Origin of the sequence: Polaromonas sp. CG_23.6 (assembly GCF_029892315.1) — a bacterium.
In the GTDB taxonomy this organism is placed as follows: Bacteria; Pseudomonadota; Gammaproteobacteria; order Burkholderiales; family Burkholderiaceae_C; genus Polaromonas.
The window spans coordinates 3,650,659-3,665,471 of record NZ_JARXUY010000001.1; the positions used below are offsets into that span (position 1 = coordinate 3,650,659).

Sequence of the window (14,813 nt, forward strand, 5' to 3'; positions counted from 1 at the left end):
ATAGCATATTAGTCACATCATAATTCTCCATCTCTTTTCAGGAAAAACCACTTCATGGCCCGCAACACCCAGGTCGCCGCCGACCACCACGCCCCGCCCGTCACGCAGATCCTGGCTGAATTCGTCGCCAACCACCCCGGCTTTCTGTCGGGCGGCTGGAGCGACGCCGTGGACCACGAGGCGCACCGCACCTTCATGAACTGGCTGGGTTGCGCCGTCGGCGCCGCTCGCCACGAGGCGGCAGACGCGGCCGTCGCGGCCGTCATGTTCCTGCAGCCCGCGCCCCAGGCCACGCTGCCCGGCCGTGCGGAAAAGGTCGACATTGCCAGCGCCGCGCTGGTCAACGGCATCACCTCGCACACCTTCGACTTTGACGACACGCACCTCAAGACCATCATCCATCCGGCCGGGCCGGTGGCGTCTGCCCTGCTGGCCCTTGGCGAGCACACAGGCGCCAGCGGCCGCGAGCTGCTCGACGCGCTGGTGCTGGGCATCGACGTGGCCTGCCGCGTCGGCAATGCGATGTACCCGGACCACTACGACCGGGGCTGGCACATCACCGGCTCCACCGGCACGCTGGGCGCTGCCGCCGCGTGCGCCCGCCTGCTCAAACTCGACGCCGGCAGGACCGCCATGGCGCTGGGCATTGCCGCCTCGCAGCCGATTGGCATGCGCGAGCAGTTCGGCACCATGACCAAGCCGTTTCACCCCGGCGCCGCCGCGCGTGCCGGCCTGATGTCCGCCTTGCTGGCCGCCCAGGGCTACACCGCCAGCCCCCGGGCGCTGGAAGCGCCGCGCGGCATGATGCAGACGGTGTCCACCAAGAACGACTGGCTGGAAATCACCGACGAACTGGGCAAGCGCTTTGAAATCTCCTTCAACAGCTACAAGCCCTTTGCCTGCGGCATCGTGATCCACCCGAGCATCGACGCCTGCGTGCAGCTGGGCCGCCGGGGCGTGACGCCCGACCAGGTGGAAAGCATCGAGCTGAAAGTGCATTCGCTGGTGCTCGAACTCACCGGCAAGAAGGAACCCGCCGACGGCCTGCAGGCCAAGTTCAGCGTCTACCACGGCTGCGCGGCAGGCCTGACGTTTGGCCGGGCGGCAGAAGACGAGTTTTCCGACGCGGTGGTCAACCGCGCCGACATGGTGGCGCTGCGCCGCAAGGTGGTGGCGACGGTCGATGACTCGATCGACGAGGCCAGTGCCGATGTCACGGCGGTCCTGAAGGACGGCCAGCGCGTGCATGTGTTTGTCGAGCATGCCATCGGCTCGCTGCAAAACCCGATGACCGACGCCAACCTGGAAGCCAAATTCCATGGCCTGTCGGACCCGGTACTGGGCGCGGCCGCCAGCCGCGAGCTGATCAGCGCCTGCTGGAACCTGGCCGCTGCCGATGGCGTTCGCGCACTGGCCGCGCTGGCGGTGCCGCAGGCATGAACGCGCCGGTGAACCCGGCCGTGCCAGGCGCGCGGCCCAGCATCGTCGTCGTCGGCGATGCCGAGCAGGCGCTGCGGCGGCTGGTGGACTGGGCGCCGATCCAGGCGCTGGCCGACGTCACCCTGCACCACCAGCCCCTTAGCGGCGCGGCGCTGGTCGAGGCGCTGAAGGACGCCGATGCCATGGTGCTGGTGCGCGACCGCACGCCGTTCGACGCTGAACTGCTCGCCCAACTGCCCCGGCTGCGCTACCTGGTCTTCACCGGCACGCGCAACACCACGCTCGACCTGGCGGCGCTGGCGGCGCGCGACATTCCGGTCAGCCATACCGAATGGGGTCCGTCCAAGGAAAGCACCTGCGAGATGACCTGGGCGCTGATCCTGGCCGCCACCCGCCAGCTGGAAGCCCAAACTGCGCTGCTGCGCCAGGGCCAGTGGCGGCCAGACACCGCACGGCCGCTCGCTGGCGTGCTGCACGGGCAAACACTTGGGCTGATCGGCCTTGGCGAAATCGGCGGGCGCGTGGCGAGAGTAGGCCAGGCGCTGGGCATGAAGGTCATCGCCTGGAGCCCGCGCATGACGCCCGAGCGCGCCGCCGCGCACGGCGCCCTGGCCGTGCCGCTGGAAGAACTGCTGGCGACGTCGAAGGTCGTCAGCCTGCACCTGGTGCCCACCCCGGCGACGCGCCACCTGCTCAACGCGCCACACCTGGCCTTGATGCGGCCGGACAGCCTGCTGGTCAACACCTCGCGCTCGGCGCTGATCGACACCGGGGCATTGGTCAAGGCGCTTGAACAGGGCCGGCCGGGGTTTGCCGCGCTCGACGTGTTCGATGTCGAGCCGCTGCCGGCCGATTCGCCGCTGCGCCAGTTGCCCAACGCGCTGCTGACGCCGCACCTGGGCTTTGTCGCCGAACCGGTGTTTGCGCGTTTTGCCTCGGGCGTGGGCGAATGCCTGACGGCCTGGCTGGCAGGACAGCCGCTGGTGCGTGTCATGGGCGAAAGCGCCAGCGCCACCTGAGCGCTTTTTTGCTCCTTAATCAATAGCTGCTTGCGCATACCAGTCGTGCGCAAACGGCTTATTTTATGCAAAAATTTAACGACTTCGCTTCTTCGACTTGAAGCGCCGCCTTCTCTTTTGTCATTGCGGGTCAAGCCCGCAATGACAGAGGGGGAAAAAAAAGGCGTTTCAGCAATGCGCTCCCAAATGGAAGCCGGGCCGAACTTCCATCCCTCCCTACAACCACGTCACCTCGGCCGCCAGCAAATAGCCGGCGCCGTAAACGGTGCGAATGGTCGTCGGGTGCTGGGCGTCGGATTCGAGTTTGCGCCGCAGCCGCGACACCCGCACATCGACGCTGCGGTCGAGTGGCGACAGGTCGCGGTCGCCGCACAGCTGCTCGCGGTCCAGGATGCGGTTGGGCCGCTGCAAAAACTGCAGCAGCATGCGTGACTCGCCGGCGCTGAGCGTCCACTCCTCGCCGCCCGGCGAGGTCAGCAAATTGGAGTCGGCACGGAAACGCCAGCCGCCAAACTCGGCCATGTGCGAACGCGCCGGCGTTGGCGTTTGGGCGCCGGGCGCCTTGTCGCGGCGCCGCAAAATGCTGCGCACGCGAGCCACCAGTTCACGCGGCTCGAAGGGCTTGACCACATAGTCGTCGGCACCCAGCTCCAGCCCCATGACCCGGTCGCTGAGGTAGCCGCGCCCGGTCAGCACCATCACGCCGCAGGCATGGCGCGCCTGCAGCTCGCGCACCACGTCCATGCCGTCGGCGTCTGGCAGGCCCAGGTCAACAATGCACAGGTCGGGCACCCGCACCAGCAGCAGGCGGCGCAGTTCGGCGGCGGTGTGGCATTCGACCGTTTCGAAGCCAAACTCGCGCAGCGTGCTGCCGACCAGCCGGCAAATGTCGGGGTCGTCGTCGAGCAGGTAGATGCAGCGCGGCCCCTCCGGCTGGCGGAACATGCCGGCGGTCATGCGCCCAGGCCGTTCAACGCCTGCTGCAGTTCGGTGGCGGTGAACGGTTTTTTCAGCAGCAAAATACCGCCAGGCGCGCCAACGGGTGCGGCATCGCCGTCGGAATAGCCGCTGATCAGCAGGGCTTTCACATGCGGCGCGCGCTGGCTGGCTGCGCTGCACAGCGCCTGGCCGTCCATGCCGCCGGGCATCACCAGGTCCGACACCAGGATGCCGACGGTCGGCACGCTGGCCAGCAGCTGCAGGGCATCGGCCGCATGGTCGGCCTCGATCACCGGGTAGCCCAGGCCGACCAGTTGCAGCCGGATCACCCGGCGCACGTCGGGATCATCCTCGACCAGCAGCACCAGCGGTCGCTGCGCGCCGGGCCGGCCGGCCAGTGCCTGCGGGCCGGGCAGCGTTTCGGCTTCGAGGATTTCGTCGTCGGTGCACGGCAGCACCAGCGTGACCACGCAGCCTTCGCCCAGCGCGCTCTGGATGCAGATGCCGCCGCCCGACTGCTTGGCAAAGCCATACACCATCGACAGCCCCAGGCCGCTGCCCGAACCGAAACGCTTGGTGGTGAAAAAAGGCTCGGAGGCGCGCGCCTGCGTGGCCGCGTCCATACCAACGCCGGTATCGGACACGCTCAGCGCCACGTAGCAACCCGGCACCACGTCGAATTCGGCCGCCTGCGCGGCGCCAAGCACCCTGCGTGCGGCCTTGATCGTCAGTTGGCCGCCTTCGGGCATGGCGTCGCGCGCATTCAATGCCAGGTTGAGCAAGGCATTTTCAAGCTGCTGCGCGTCAGTCATGGCAAACACCGGCTCGTTCATGGGCGTGGCCGTCACGGCGACATGCGCCGGCAGCGTGCGCTTGAGCAGCAGCAATGTTTCGTTCACCATGTGGGCCATGTTCACCGAGCGCAGCGACAGCGGCTGCTTGCGCGAAAAGGCCAGCAGCCGCTTGATGAGCGCGGCGCCCCGGCGCGAAGCCTTCAGCGCCGGCAACACGTATTCGGCCATGTCGGGCTCGTTAGGGTAGCGCTGCTGCAGCGTGACCAGGTTGCCGATCACCACCGTCAGCAGGTTGTTGAAGTCATGCGCCAGCCCGCCGGTGAGCTGCCCGACGGCTTCCATTTTTTGCGCATGCACCAGCGCCGCCTGGGTGTTCTTCAGGTCGGTGATGTTGACCGACAGCACAAAGCAGCCCGCCACCCGGCCGTCGGCGTCGAACTCGGGCACCAGTTCGCTGCGCGCATACACCAGCCGTCCGCCGGGGCGGCGCATGGCGTATTCGTAGCTGACGCGCTCGCCCTTGAGCGCCTGGTGCACGTGGCGCGACACATCGGTATAGACCTCGTCGCCCAGCACGTCGCGGATGGCATGGCCCACCACGCCTTCCCGGACCGTGCCGAACCAGTCGGCATAGCCCTTGTTGGCATAGCGGTAGATTTCCTGGTGGTCGAAGTAGCCGATCAGCGCCGGCACGGTGTCGGTGATCAGGCGCAGGTTTTCCTCGCTGCGGCGCAATGCCTCGGTGATGCGCTGGTTGGCGTCGTCGGCGACGATCAGGCGCCGGTTGGTCGCCTGCAGTTCCTGCGTGCGCTCGGCCACCCGGCGTTCGAGCTCGACGTTGTGCTGCGCGATCTGCTGCTCGTGGCGCCGGCTGGCGGTGATGTCGGTGTACAGCGTGACAAAGCCGTTGTGCGGCAGGGGTTCGCCGCGCACCGCCAGGATCTGCCCGTCGGGCCGGTCGCGCTCGGTGTAGTGCGGCGTGAAATGCCGCGCCAGGCGCATGCGCTCGGCCACCAGTTCCTCGACATCGCCCGGCCCGTATTCGCCGCGCTCGGCGTTATAGCGCATGAAGGACTCGAAGGTGGCGCCGACAAACGCCATGTCCTCGGGGAAATCGAGCAGGCGCAAAAACGCTTTGTTCCAGGCGACGATGCGCAGGTTGCCGTCGATCACCGTCAGCCCCTGGTCAAGCCGGTCCAGCCCTGCCTGGAGCAACTCGTGCCGGTTGTGGGTTGGCTGGGGGTCAGGGGAAACGTGTGATGGCATGAAAGGCAGGCTCCGGCGGATTGGGCCATTCTAGGGCGCTGCCGCGCTGGCCGGATGGCCGCAATCATTCGATACATTTGCCCCGAAATTGCGCAACAGTCGGCTGCCATCATCGACTCCACCTCTTCACGGAGGACGCACTTCACGCCTGCCGAGGCGCCAAAACCAGGAGACTGCCGACATGCCCACGACCGCCTATGACCATGGACTCGAACGCAACAGCGCGAACCACACCGCGCTGTCCCCCATCAGTTTCCTGGAGCGGTCGGCACGCGTCTACCCTGACCGCGAATCACTGATCCACGGCGACACGCGCTTCACCTGGGCGCAAACCTATGCGCGCTGCCGCCGCCTGGCCAGCGCGCTGGCGCTGCGCGGCGTCGGCGTGGGCGACACCGTCGCGGCCATGCTGCCGAACACGCCGCCCATGTTCGAAGCGCATTTCGGCATTCCCATGCTGGGCGCGGTGCTCAACACCCTGAACACCCGGCTGGACGCCGAAGCGCTGGCCTTCATGCTCGACCACGGCGAGGCCAAGGTGCTGCTGACCGACCGCGAATTCTCGCCTTTGATCGAGCGGGCGCTCAACCTGATGCGCCAGCCGTGCCCGTTGGTCATCGACGTCGATGACCCGATGCACGAAGGCGGCACGCTGCTGGGCGAGATGGACTACGAGGCCTTTTTGCAGACCGGCGACGCGGCCTACGACTGGTCGCTGCCGTCCGACGAATGGAATGCCATCGCGCTGAACTACACCAGCGGCACCACCGGCAACCCCAAGGGCGTGGTCACGCACCACCGGGGCGCCTACCTGAACGCCGTGTCCAACGTGGTGACCTGGGAAATGCCGCGCCATTCGGTCTATTTGTGGACGCTGCCGATGTTCCACTGCAACGGCTGGTGCTTTCCCTGGACGCTGGCGCTGCAGGCGGGCGTCAGCGTGTGCCTGCGCAAGGTTGACCCGGCGCTGATCTTCTCGCTGGTCCGCGAACACCGCGTCACGCACCTGTGCGGCGCGCCGATTGTCTACGGCCTTTTGATCAATGCGCCGCAGGTGCTGCGCGCCGGCATTTCGCACCCGATTGCCGGCCTGATTGCCGGCGCCGCGCCACCAGCGGCCATCATTGAAGGCTGCGAGCGCATTGGCATCGACATCACCCATGTCTATGGCCTGACCGAGGTCTACGGCCCCGCCGCCGTCTGCGCCAAGCAGGCCGGCTGGGACAAATTGCCGATTGGCGAGCGCGCCGCACTCAATGCGCGCCAGGGCGTGGCCTATCCGATGCAGCAGTCCATCACCGTTCTGGACCCGGAAACCATGCGGCCGGTGCCCGCCGACGGCCAGACCATGGGCGAGATTTTCTTCCGGGGCAACCTGGTGATGAAGGGCTACCTGAAGAACCCGCAGGCCACGGCTGAAGCCTTTGCCGGCGGCTGGTTCCACACTGGCGACCTGGCGGTGGTGCATCCCGACGGCTACGTCAAGATCAAGGACCGCAGCAAGGACGTGATCATCTCGGGCGGCGAAAACATCTCCAGCCTGGAAGTCGAGGAAGTGCTGTACCGGCATCCGGCCGTCATGGTGGCTGCCGTGGTTGCCAAGCCCGACGACAAATGGGGCGAAGTGCCTTGCGCCTATGTCGAACTGTGCGATGGGGCCCGCGTCACCGAGGCCGAGATCATTGATCACTGCCGCGCGCAACTGGCGCGCTTCAAGGTGCCCAAGCAGGTGCTGTTCGGCACGCTGCCGAAAACCTCGACCGGAAAAATCCAGAAGTTCGTGCTCAGGAAGCAACTGCGTTCAGCGTCCGCCATGGAATGAAGGGCACGCCCTGGCGTAACGCATTGAAGCTTGCGGCATTGCACCGACAGTTGCTACTTAATTAATAGCTGCTTACGCACGACTGGCGTGCGCAAAAGACCTTTTTTACTTATAAATCATGATTCCAGCAGACATCCTGTCCCAGCACGGACCCCGAGAATCGATGGACTACGACGTGGTCGTGGTCGGCGGCGGCCCGGGCGGGCTGTCGGCGGCCATTCGCCTGAAGCAGCTCGCCGCCGAAAAAGGCACGGAGCTGTCGGTCGTCGTGCTCGAAAAAGGCTCCGAGCCCGGCGCGCACATCCTGTCGGGCGCCGTCATGGACCCGAAAGCCTTGACGGAGCTGATCCCCGACTGGAAAGCGCTCGGCGCGCCCTTGACGCAGGGCGTCACCGCCGACGAGGTGCTGTTCCTGAGCGAGACCGGCTCCACCAAGACCCCGGCGTTCTTCGTGCCCGACTGCTTTCACAACGAGGGCAACTATGTCATCAGCCTGGGCAACGTCACGCGCTGGCTGGCAACGCAAGCCGAAGCGCTGGGCGTGGAGATCTTTCCCGGTTTTGCCGCTAGCGAAGTGCTGTACAACGACGACGGCTCGGTCCGGGGCGTGGCCACGGGCAACCTGGGGCTGGGCAAGGACGGCGAGCCCACGGACAACTTTCAGCTCGGCATGGAGCTGCTGGGGAAATACACGGTGTTTGCCGAAGGCGCGCGCGGCCACCTGGGCCGCCAGCTGATCGAGCGCTTCAAGCTGGACGAAGGCCGTGACCCGCAGGCCTACGCGCTGGGCGTGAAGGAATTGTGGGAGATCGAGCCGGCCAGGCACCAGGCGGGCCTGGTGGTCCACACCGCCGGCTGGCCGATGACCAGCGACACCTACGGCGGCGGCTTTTTGTACCACCTCGAAGGCAACCAGGTCACGCTGGGCTTTGTCACCGGGCTGGACTACAGCAACCCCTACCTCAGCCCGTTCGAGGAAATGCAGCGCTGGAAGACACACCCGGCGATCCGCAAATACCTCGAAGGCGGCAAGCGCATCGGCTACGGCGCGCGGGCGCTGACCGCCGGCGGCGCACTCAGCCTGCCCAAGACGGTGTTCCCCGGCGGCGCCTTGATTGGCTGCGAGGCGGGCTACCTGAACGCCGCGCGCATCAAGGGCAGCCACGCGGCGATCAAGACCGGCATGCTGGCCGCTGAAGCGGCCTACGAAGCCGTCACCGCGGGCCGGCAGCACGATGAACTCGCCAGCTACCCGGCAGCGTATGAAAGCAGCTGGCTGGCCGCAGAGCTGGACCAGTCGCGCAACTTCAAGTCGTGGTTCAAGAAGGGCCTGTACGTGGGCGCGTTGATGACGGGCGTCGAGCACTGGCTGCTGCCGCGCATCGGCATGAAGCGCCCGCCGTGGACGATTCACCGCACCCAGCCGGACTACGCGATGCTCAAGCCGGCCGCCGAGTGCCCGCCTATCGTCTACCCCAGGCCGGACAACCGGCTGACCTTTGACCGCCTGACCTCGGTGTTCATCAGCAACACCAACCACGAGGAAAACCAGCCGGCGCACCTGACGTTGAAAGACGCCAGCGTGCCGGTCAGCATCAACCTGGCCACCTACGCCGGCCCCGAGAGCCGTTACTGCCCGGCCGGCGTCTATGAGTATGTGAAAAACCCGGACAACACGGACCGGCTGCAGATCAACGCGCAGAACTGCGTGCACTGCAAGACATGCGACATCAAGGACCCGACGCAAAACATCGTCTGGGTCACTCCCGAGGGCGGCGGCGGGCCGAACTACAGCGGCATGTAACGCCTTTTCGAAACCTTCAACCCTTCCATCACCAAAACGAGACACCGACATGAACGACCTGAACGGCTACGACATCGAAGACCTGAGCGTGGGCATGATGGCTGTCTTTTCCAAGACCATCACCGAAGCCGACATTGTGCTGTTTGCCGGCGTGTCGGGCGACTGCAACGCCATCCACATCAACGAAGAGTACGCGGCGACGACGCCCTTCAAAAGCCGCATCGCCCACGGTTTCCTGTCGGCCAGCGTGATCTCGGCGGCGGTCGCCAACCGCCTGCCCGGCCCGGGCGCCATCTACATGGACCAGCACCTGAAGTTCCTGGCGCCGGTGCGGCCCGGCGACACCGTGCATGCCACCGTCAAGGTGCGCGAAGTCATCGCCGAGCGGGGCCGCGTGGTGTTGCACACCACCTGCAGCGTCAAGGGCGTCGTGGTGATTGATGGCGAAGCGCTGGTGAAAGTTGATTCGTCGGTCCGGCGTGCCGCCAAGGCCACCGCCCTGCTGGCCGCCCCGGCCATTCATGCCACCGCCTGACCCCCACACGTTCAACCCTTCCACCAGAAAGTACCCCATGAGCTACCAAGCCCCCCTGAAAGACATGCTGTTCGCCATGCAGGAACTCGCCGGCCTGCCCAAAGTCAGCGCCCTGCCCGGCTTTGAAGACTATGACCTGGACACCGCCCAGGCAGTGCTGGAAGAGTCCGCCAAATTCTGCGAAAGCGTCATCGCACCGCTGAACTGGGAAGGCGACAAGACGCCGAGCAGCTGGAAAGACGGCGTCGTCACCACCACACCCGGCTTCAAGGACGCCTTCAGGCAGTTTGCCGAAGGCGGCTGGCAAGGCGTGATCCACCCGGCCGAATTCGGCGGCCAGGGCTTCCCGAAGCTGATCGCCACGCCTTGCGCCGAGATGCTGCATGCGGCCAACATGTCGTTCGCGCTGTGCCCGATGCTGACCGACGGCGCCATCGAGGCGCTGCTGGTGGCCGGCAGCGATGCGCTCAAGCGCAAGTTTGCCGCCCGGCTCATCAGCGGCGAATGGACCGGCACCATGAACCTGACCGAGCCCCAAGCCGGCTCCGACCTGGCCGCCGTGCGTTCGCGCGCCGAGCCGCAAGAAGACGGCACGTACAAGGTGTTCGGCACCAAGATCTACATCACCTACGGCGAGCACGACACGACCGGGAACATCGTCCACCTGGTGCTGGCCCGCGTTCCTGGCGCGCCCGAGGGCGTCAAGGGCATCAGCCTGTTCGTCGTGCCCAAGTTCATGGTCGGCGACGACGGCAGCCTGGGCGCGCGCAACGACGTGCATTGCGTGAGCATCGAGCACAAGCTCGGCATCAAGGCCAGCCCGACCGCCGTGCTGCAGTTCGGCGACCATGGCGGCGCTGCCGGCTACCTGGTGGGCGAGGAAAACCGCGGCCTCGAATACATGTTCATCATGATGAACGCCGCCCGCTTTGCCGTGGGCATGCAGGGCATCGCGATGGCCGACCGGGCGTATCAAAAAGCCGTGCGCTTTGCGCATGACCGCGCACAGAGCCGCGACCTGGCGGGGTCAAGCGGCCCGGTCGCCATCATCCACCACCCCGATGTCAAGCGCATGCTGCTGACCATGCGCGCGCATGTCGAAGGCGGGCGGGCCCTGGCCTATGTGGCAGCCGCCGCCAGCGACGCTTCGCACCATGCCGCAGAACCCGCCACCCGTGCACATAACCAGGCGATTTACGAGTACCTGGTTCCGGTCATCAAGGGCTTTTGCACCGAAATGTCCATCGACATGGCCAGCCTGGGCGTGCAGGTGCATGGCGGCATGGGCTACATCGAGGAAACGGGTGCCGCCCAATACCTGCGCGACGCCCGCATCCTGACGATCTACGAAGGCACCACCGCCATCCAGGCCAACGACCTCGTCGGCCGCAAGACGCTGCGCGACAAGGGCGCCGTGGCCAAGGCCCTGTGCGACCAGATCGCCAGCACCGAACAAGACCTTGCCGCGCACGACAATGACGACTGCAACGCCATGCTTGACGCCTTGCGCCAGGGCCGGCTGGCACTTGAAAAGACCATCGACTTCATGGTCGCCAACGGCAGGAGCGAGCCGAAAACGGTGTATGCCGGCGCGGTGAACTACCTCAAACTGGCCGGCGTGGTGCTGTGCGGCTGGCAGATGGCGCGCGCACTGATGGTGGCCCAGGACAAGATGGACAGCGACCCGGCGTTTTTCACCGCCAAGCTGGTCACCGCCCGCTTTTACGCCGAATCGGTGCTGACACAGGCGCCCGGCCTGGCCCAAAGCATCTGCCTGTCCGGCCCGACCACAAACCGCATGCCGGTTGACATGTTCTGAATGCCCGGCAGGCGACTGCAGCCTAACAAGTTTGTTTTTTTAAATGGAGGATGAAGCATGAGCTCTGAAATGTATGCCCGGATTCGAACGAATCCGAAATTCAAGGAACTGGTCAGCAAGCGCGAGCGCCTGGCCTGGACACTCACCGGCATCGTCCTGGTGCTGTTTTTCGGGTTGTTCCTGACGGTGGCCTTCAACCCGTCGGTGCTGGCGATCCGGCTGGGCGACAGCTTTGTGACCACCGGGCTATTGATTGGCCTTTTCGAATTCGTCCTGTTTTGGGCATTGACGGCGTACTACGTGATCCGTGCCAATTCGGAATTTGACGCGCTGACCGAAGCGCTGTTGCAAGAATCCATGAAAGCAAAAAAATGATGCAAAAAATCTTTCTGAAACTGGCCGCCGGCCTGCTGGCCCTGGGCGCCAGTGGTGCGGGAATAGCCGCCGGTGCCGTGGAAATCACGCAAAAGCAGCCGCTCAACGTCCCGGCGATCATCATGTTCGCCGTCTTTGTCGGCATGACGCTGGGCATCACCTACTGGGCGGCCAGCCGCACCAAGACCGCATCGGACTTCTACACCGCTGGCGGCGGCATCACCGGCTTTCAAAATGGCCTGGCCATGGCCGGCGACTACATGTCGGCAGCCACCTTGCTGGGCCTGACCGCCCTGGTGTTCACCAACGGCTACGACGGCTACCTGTTCATGATTGCGTTTTTTGTCGGCTGGCCCGTCATCTTGTTCCTGATGGCCGAACGCCTGCGCAACCTGGGCAAGTTCACCTTTGCCGACATCACGTCCTACCGGCTGGACCAGGGCAAGGTCCGCACGATGGCGGCCATCGGCTCGCTCACCGTGGTGTGCTTTTACCTGATCGTGCAGATGGTCGGCGCCGGCCAGCTGATCAAGCTGCTGTTTGGCCTGGACTACCACATCGCCGTGATCGTCGTCGGCGCGCTGATGGTCGTGTACGTGACCTTCGGCGGCATGGTCGCCACCACCTGGGTGCAGATCATCAAGGCTTGCCTGCTGCTGTTCGGCGGCACGGTCATCACGGTGCTGGCGTTTTCGCAGTTCGGCTTCAGCTTCAACACCCTGGCCGCGAAAACCATTGAAGTCCACAAGCTGAAAGACATGCTGTTTGCCCCCGGCAAGCTGCTGCAGGACCCGGTCAACGCCATTTCCCTGGCGCTCGGCCTGATGTTCGGCCTGGCGGGACTGCCGCACATCCTGATGCGCTTTTTCACCGTGAACAACGCCAAGGAAGCGCGCAAGTCGGTGCTGTACGCCGCCGGATTCGTCGGCTTCTTCTTCAACGTCATCTTGCTGATGGGCCTGTGCTCCATCGTCATCGTCGGCACCAACCCTGACTTCTTTGAAGGCGGCACGGTGGGCGGCAAGATCATCGGCGGCGGCAACATGGTGGCCATGCACCTGGCCAAGGCCGTGGGCGGCGACTTGCTGCTCGGCTTCCTGGCGGCCGTGGCTTTTGCGACGATTCTGGCCGTGGTGTCGGGCCTGGCACTGGCCGGCGCGTCGGCCATCTCGCACGACCTGTATGCCCGCGTGATCAAGAAAGGCAATGTGTCCGAAGCGCAGGAAATCAAGGTTTCCAAAATGGCGTCTTTCGGCATCGGCCTGATTGCCGTGGTGCTGGGCATTGCCTTTGAAAAGCAGAACGTAGCCTTCATGGCGGCGCTGGCCTTTGGCATTGCAGCGGCAGGCAATTTCCCGGTGCTGTTCTTGTCGATGTACTGGAAAGACCTGACGACGCGCGGCGCACTGGCAGCCGGGTACGGTGGCTTGATTGCTGCGGTGGTGCTGGTGGTGCTGTCCAAGTCCGTCTGGGTGACTGTGCTTGGCTACGAAACAGCCATTTTTCCGTACGACCAGCCGGCCCTGTTCGCCATGCCTTTGGCTTTCCTGCTGGGTTACATGTTCTCCATCACCGACAAGAGCCCGCGCGCCGCCAAGGAGCGTCTGGCCTATGCGGACCAGTGGGTTCGCGCCCAGACCGGCTTTGGCGCCGACGGTGCCGTCAGCCACTGACAGTCGCCTGAGACAATTAAAAAGCCCCGAAGTTCGGGGCTTTTTTTGTGCCGTCGCCACATTGGTGACGGTTCGTCCCGGCTTGCAGGCACCGCCCAGGCCAAGCTTCACGGTTCGGGAAGTTATCTCATCCATTGTTGTAGCTCGTCCTACTGTTGACTCTAGCGGCAGACTACTTGCCATCTGCTGCCTGGCAAGCGATAGTTGCCTGCAGAAGGCAACCAAAGGAAGACATGAAGATGCTGAAGACGACAGTGATCCTGGGGGCCCTGTTTTTGTCCGGATGCGCCGCGCCGACTTTGTCACCCAGAACTGCAGAGACTGCCACGCCAGCCCCCTTGGCCGGCAAAGCCGCACTGGTGGCGCAGTCTCGCGAAATTCGCAGCAAGATCACCGAACGCAAGCAAAAGATAGCGGTTTTTGAAGTCATGCTCACCGACGTCGAGCGACGGGCTGCCAGGTCTCAAATCAACCTGACCTACCTTCCCAACACCAATGTCGAGCCAGAAGTTACGACGCAGCGCAGCGACCCGGATCGCCTGTCTGTCGCGGTCAGGCCCTCGCCCAATGCGGCGCCTTCTGAAACATCCATGGCGGTAAAACCGTCCACGAAACAACGGTTGGTTCGCAAGTCACCGGCAAAAAAGAAAAAAATCCGGCCAAAAAGTTCTTCAGTCACTGGCGAACAGTTGGCCCGGGATCCTAAAAGCCGAATCCGCACGCCGGACAACGCGCGTCAGTAAAGGCCTGGCAGGCAGCCCATCGAAACCATCGGGTTTGCTACGTATTCAATAGCTGATTGCATATATGCAGTGTGCGCAAAAGCCATATTCCATCATAAAAACCGCTCCAGCAATCGGCGCGATGCCTTGTCGAGCACCGACATGTCGGCAATGCGGTACTGCACGCCTTCGCTGGCGGCGATCAGCAGTTCGCCACTTTTCAGCCGGCGGATGTCTTCTTCTCCCTTGAGCACAAAGGCCGTGTTGCCCCGGTCGGTTTCCACCGTCCAGGTGCTGGGGGTGCCGAACGACGACACGCTCACCAGCCGCTTGATCTCGGGCACGAAATCGCGCAGCGTGAGTTCTTCGTGCAGCAACTGCCGCACGGCGATTGGCAGCTCTGACAGCTGCTCGATCCAGACCAGTTCATGGCCTTCCGTGCTGACCAGTGAAATGCCTTCCTCAGGCGCAGCCAGCGGAAAGGCACGCACCGGCACCACGCCGGTGTGCGTCTGGCCCTGGGCATCGACAAAATACAGCCGCCCTGACGCTTCGCGGTGGAGCTGGAATTGCGGGGTGAACGTGAAATTGGTCATGGTCGGTCC

The 14,813-nt window shown here is 64.6% G+C and carries 12 protein-coding genes; 9 read left to right on the forward strand and 3 right to left on the reverse strand.

The window, feature by feature from the left end; translation table 11 throughout:
* The first annotated feature begins 54 nt into the window (after positions 1-54).
* Both H4V98_RS17290 and H4V98_RS17295 read left to right on the forward strand, forming a co-directional pair.
* The gene (locus H4V98_RS17290) at positions 55-1,440 is read left to right on the forward strand and encodes an MmgE/PrpD family protein (RefSeq protein WP_196864054.1); all 1,386 of its coding nucleotides are present in this window, start codon (positions 55-57) and stop codon (positions 1,438-1,440) included.
* The gene (locus H4V98_RS17295) at positions 1,437-2,459 is read left to right on the forward strand and encodes a D-2-hydroxyacid dehydrogenase family protein (RefSeq protein WP_196864053.1); all 1,023 of its coding nucleotides are present in this window, start codon (positions 1,437-1,439) and stop codon (positions 2,457-2,459) included. The genes H4V98_RS17290 and H4V98_RS17295 overlap by 4 nt, the downstream gene beginning before the upstream one ends.
* Positions 2,460-2,675: 216 nt before the next feature.
* Here the strand turns inward: H4V98_RS17295 and H4V98_RS17300 are convergent, their stop codons facing one another.
* Together H4V98_RS17300 and H4V98_RS17305 are read right to left on the reverse strand one after the other, a co-directional pair.
* Positions 2,676-3,416: a response regulator transcription factor gene (locus H4V98_RS17300; RefSeq protein WP_196864052.1), complete on the reverse strand. Its 741-nt coding sequence runs from the start codon at positions 3,414-3,416 to the stop codon at positions 2,676-2,678.
* A complete protein-coding gene (locus H4V98_RS17305; protein ID WP_196864051.1) occupies positions 3,413-5,458 on the reverse strand; it encodes a PAS-domain containing protein in 2,046 nt (681 codons plus the stop codon). The genes H4V98_RS17300 and H4V98_RS17305 overlap by 4 nt, the downstream gene beginning before the upstream one ends.
* Before the next feature lie 181 nt (positions 5,459-5,639).
* Here H4V98_RS17305 and H4V98_RS17310 point away from each other — a divergent pair, with 181 nt between their 5' ends.
* From H4V98_RS17310 to H4V98_RS17340, 7 genes are all read left to right on the forward strand, one after another.
* Positions 5,640-7,280, forward strand: coding sequence for an acyl-CoA synthetase (locus H4V98_RS17310; protein ID WP_196864050.1), 1,641 nt, complete (start codon positions 5,640-5,642; stop codon positions 7,278-7,280).
* A 118-nt stretch (positions 7,281-7,398) separates the two neighbouring features.
* Positions 7,399-9,084, forward strand: coding sequence for an electron transfer flavoprotein-ubiquinone oxidoreductase (locus H4V98_RS17315; RefSeq protein ID WP_280757767.1), 1,686 nt, complete (start codon positions 7,399-7,401; stop codon positions 9,082-9,084).
* Positions 9,085-9,133: 49 nt separating this feature from the next.
* Complete coding sequence (locus tag H4V98_RS17320) at positions 9,134-9,619, forward strand: MaoC family dehydratase (RefSeq protein WP_196864424.1); 486 nt, start codon at positions 9,134-9,136, stop codon at positions 9,617-9,619.
* A 37-nt stretch (positions 9,620-9,656) separates the two neighbouring features.
* Positions 9,657-11,438 carry an acyl-CoA dehydrogenase gene (locus H4V98_RS17325; protein ID WP_280757768.1) on the forward strand — a complete coding sequence of 594 codons (1,782 nt, stop codon included), beginning with the start codon at positions 9,657-9,659 and terminating at the stop codon, positions 11,436-11,438.
* A gap of 57 nt (positions 11,439-11,495) precedes the next feature.
* Positions 11,496-11,813, forward strand: coding sequence for a DUF485 domain-containing protein (locus H4V98_RS17330; protein WP_196864426.1), 318 nt, complete (start codon positions 11,496-11,498; stop codon positions 11,811-11,813).
* Entirely contained in the window at positions 11,810-13,486 is a 1,677-nt protein-coding gene (locus H4V98_RS17335) for a cation acetate symporter (protein ID WP_196864427.1), read from the forward strand. Before H4V98_RS17330 ends, H4V98_RS17335 begins: the two co-directional genes overlap by 4 nt.
* Positions 13,487-13,725: 239 nt before the next feature.
* Positions 13,726-14,229, forward strand: coding sequence for a hypothetical protein (locus H4V98_RS17340; RefSeq protein WP_196864428.1), 504 nt, complete (start codon positions 13,726-13,728; stop codon positions 14,227-14,229).
* A gap of 92 nt (positions 14,230-14,321) precedes the next feature.
* Here the strand turns inward: H4V98_RS17340 and H4V98_RS17345 are convergent, their stop codons facing one another.
* The gene (locus H4V98_RS17345; protein ID WP_196864429.1) at positions 14,322-14,804 is read right to left on the reverse strand and encodes a DUF1854 domain-containing protein; all 483 of its coding nucleotides are present in this window, start codon (positions 14,802-14,804) and stop codon (positions 14,322-14,324) included.
* Between the last annotated feature and the right edge of the window lie 9 nt (positions 14,805-14,813).

What these genes read in the sequence shown, in the direction of transcription:
- H4V98_RS17290 (WP_196864054.1), top strand. Translation starts at nt 55, where the DNA reads ATGGCCCGCAACACCCAGGTCGCCGCCGACCACCACGCCCCGCCCGTC.
- H4V98_RS17295 (WP_196864053.1), top strand. Translation starts at nt 1,437, where the DNA reads ATGAACGCGCCGGTGAACCCGGCCGTGCCAGGCGCGCGGCCCAGCATC.
- H4V98_RS17300 (WP_196864052.1), bottom strand. Translation starts at nt 3,416, where the DNA reads ATGACCGCCGGCATGTTCCGCCAGCCGGAGGGGCCGCGCTGCATCTAC.
- H4V98_RS17305 (WP_196864051.1), bottom strand. Translation starts at nt 5,458, where the DNA reads ATGCCATCACACGTTTCCCCTGACCCCCAGCCAACCCACAACCGGCAC.
- H4V98_RS17310 (WP_196864050.1), top strand. Translation starts at nt 5,640, where the DNA reads ATGCCCACGACCGCCTATGACCATGGACTCGAACGCAACAGCGCGAAC.
- H4V98_RS17315 (WP_280757767.1), top strand. Translation starts at nt 7,399, where the DNA reads ATGATTCCAGCAGACATCCTGTCCCAGCACGGACCCCGAGAATCGATG.
- H4V98_RS17320 (WP_196864424.1), top strand. Translation starts at nt 9,134, where the DNA reads ATGAACGACCTGAACGGCTACGACATCGAAGACCTGAGCGTGGGCATG.
- H4V98_RS17325 (WP_280757768.1), top strand. Translation starts at nt 9,657, where the DNA reads ATGAGCTACCAAGCCCCCCTGAAAGACATGCTGTTCGCCATGCAGGAA.
- H4V98_RS17330 (WP_196864426.1), top strand. Translation starts at nt 11,496, where the DNA reads ATGAGCTCTGAAATGTATGCCCGGATTCGAACGAATCCGAAATTCAAG.
- H4V98_RS17335 (WP_196864427.1), top strand. Translation starts at nt 11,810, where the DNA reads ATGATGCAAAAAATCTTTCTGAAACTGGCCGCCGGCCTGCTGGCCCTG.
- H4V98_RS17340 (WP_196864428.1), top strand. Translation starts at nt 13,726, where the DNA reads ATGCTGAAGACGACAGTGATCCTGGGGGCCCTGTTTTTGTCCGGATGC.
- H4V98_RS17345 (WP_196864429.1), bottom strand. Translation starts at nt 14,804, where the DNA reads ATGACCAATTTCACGTTCACCCCGCAATTCCAGCTCCACCGCGAAGCG.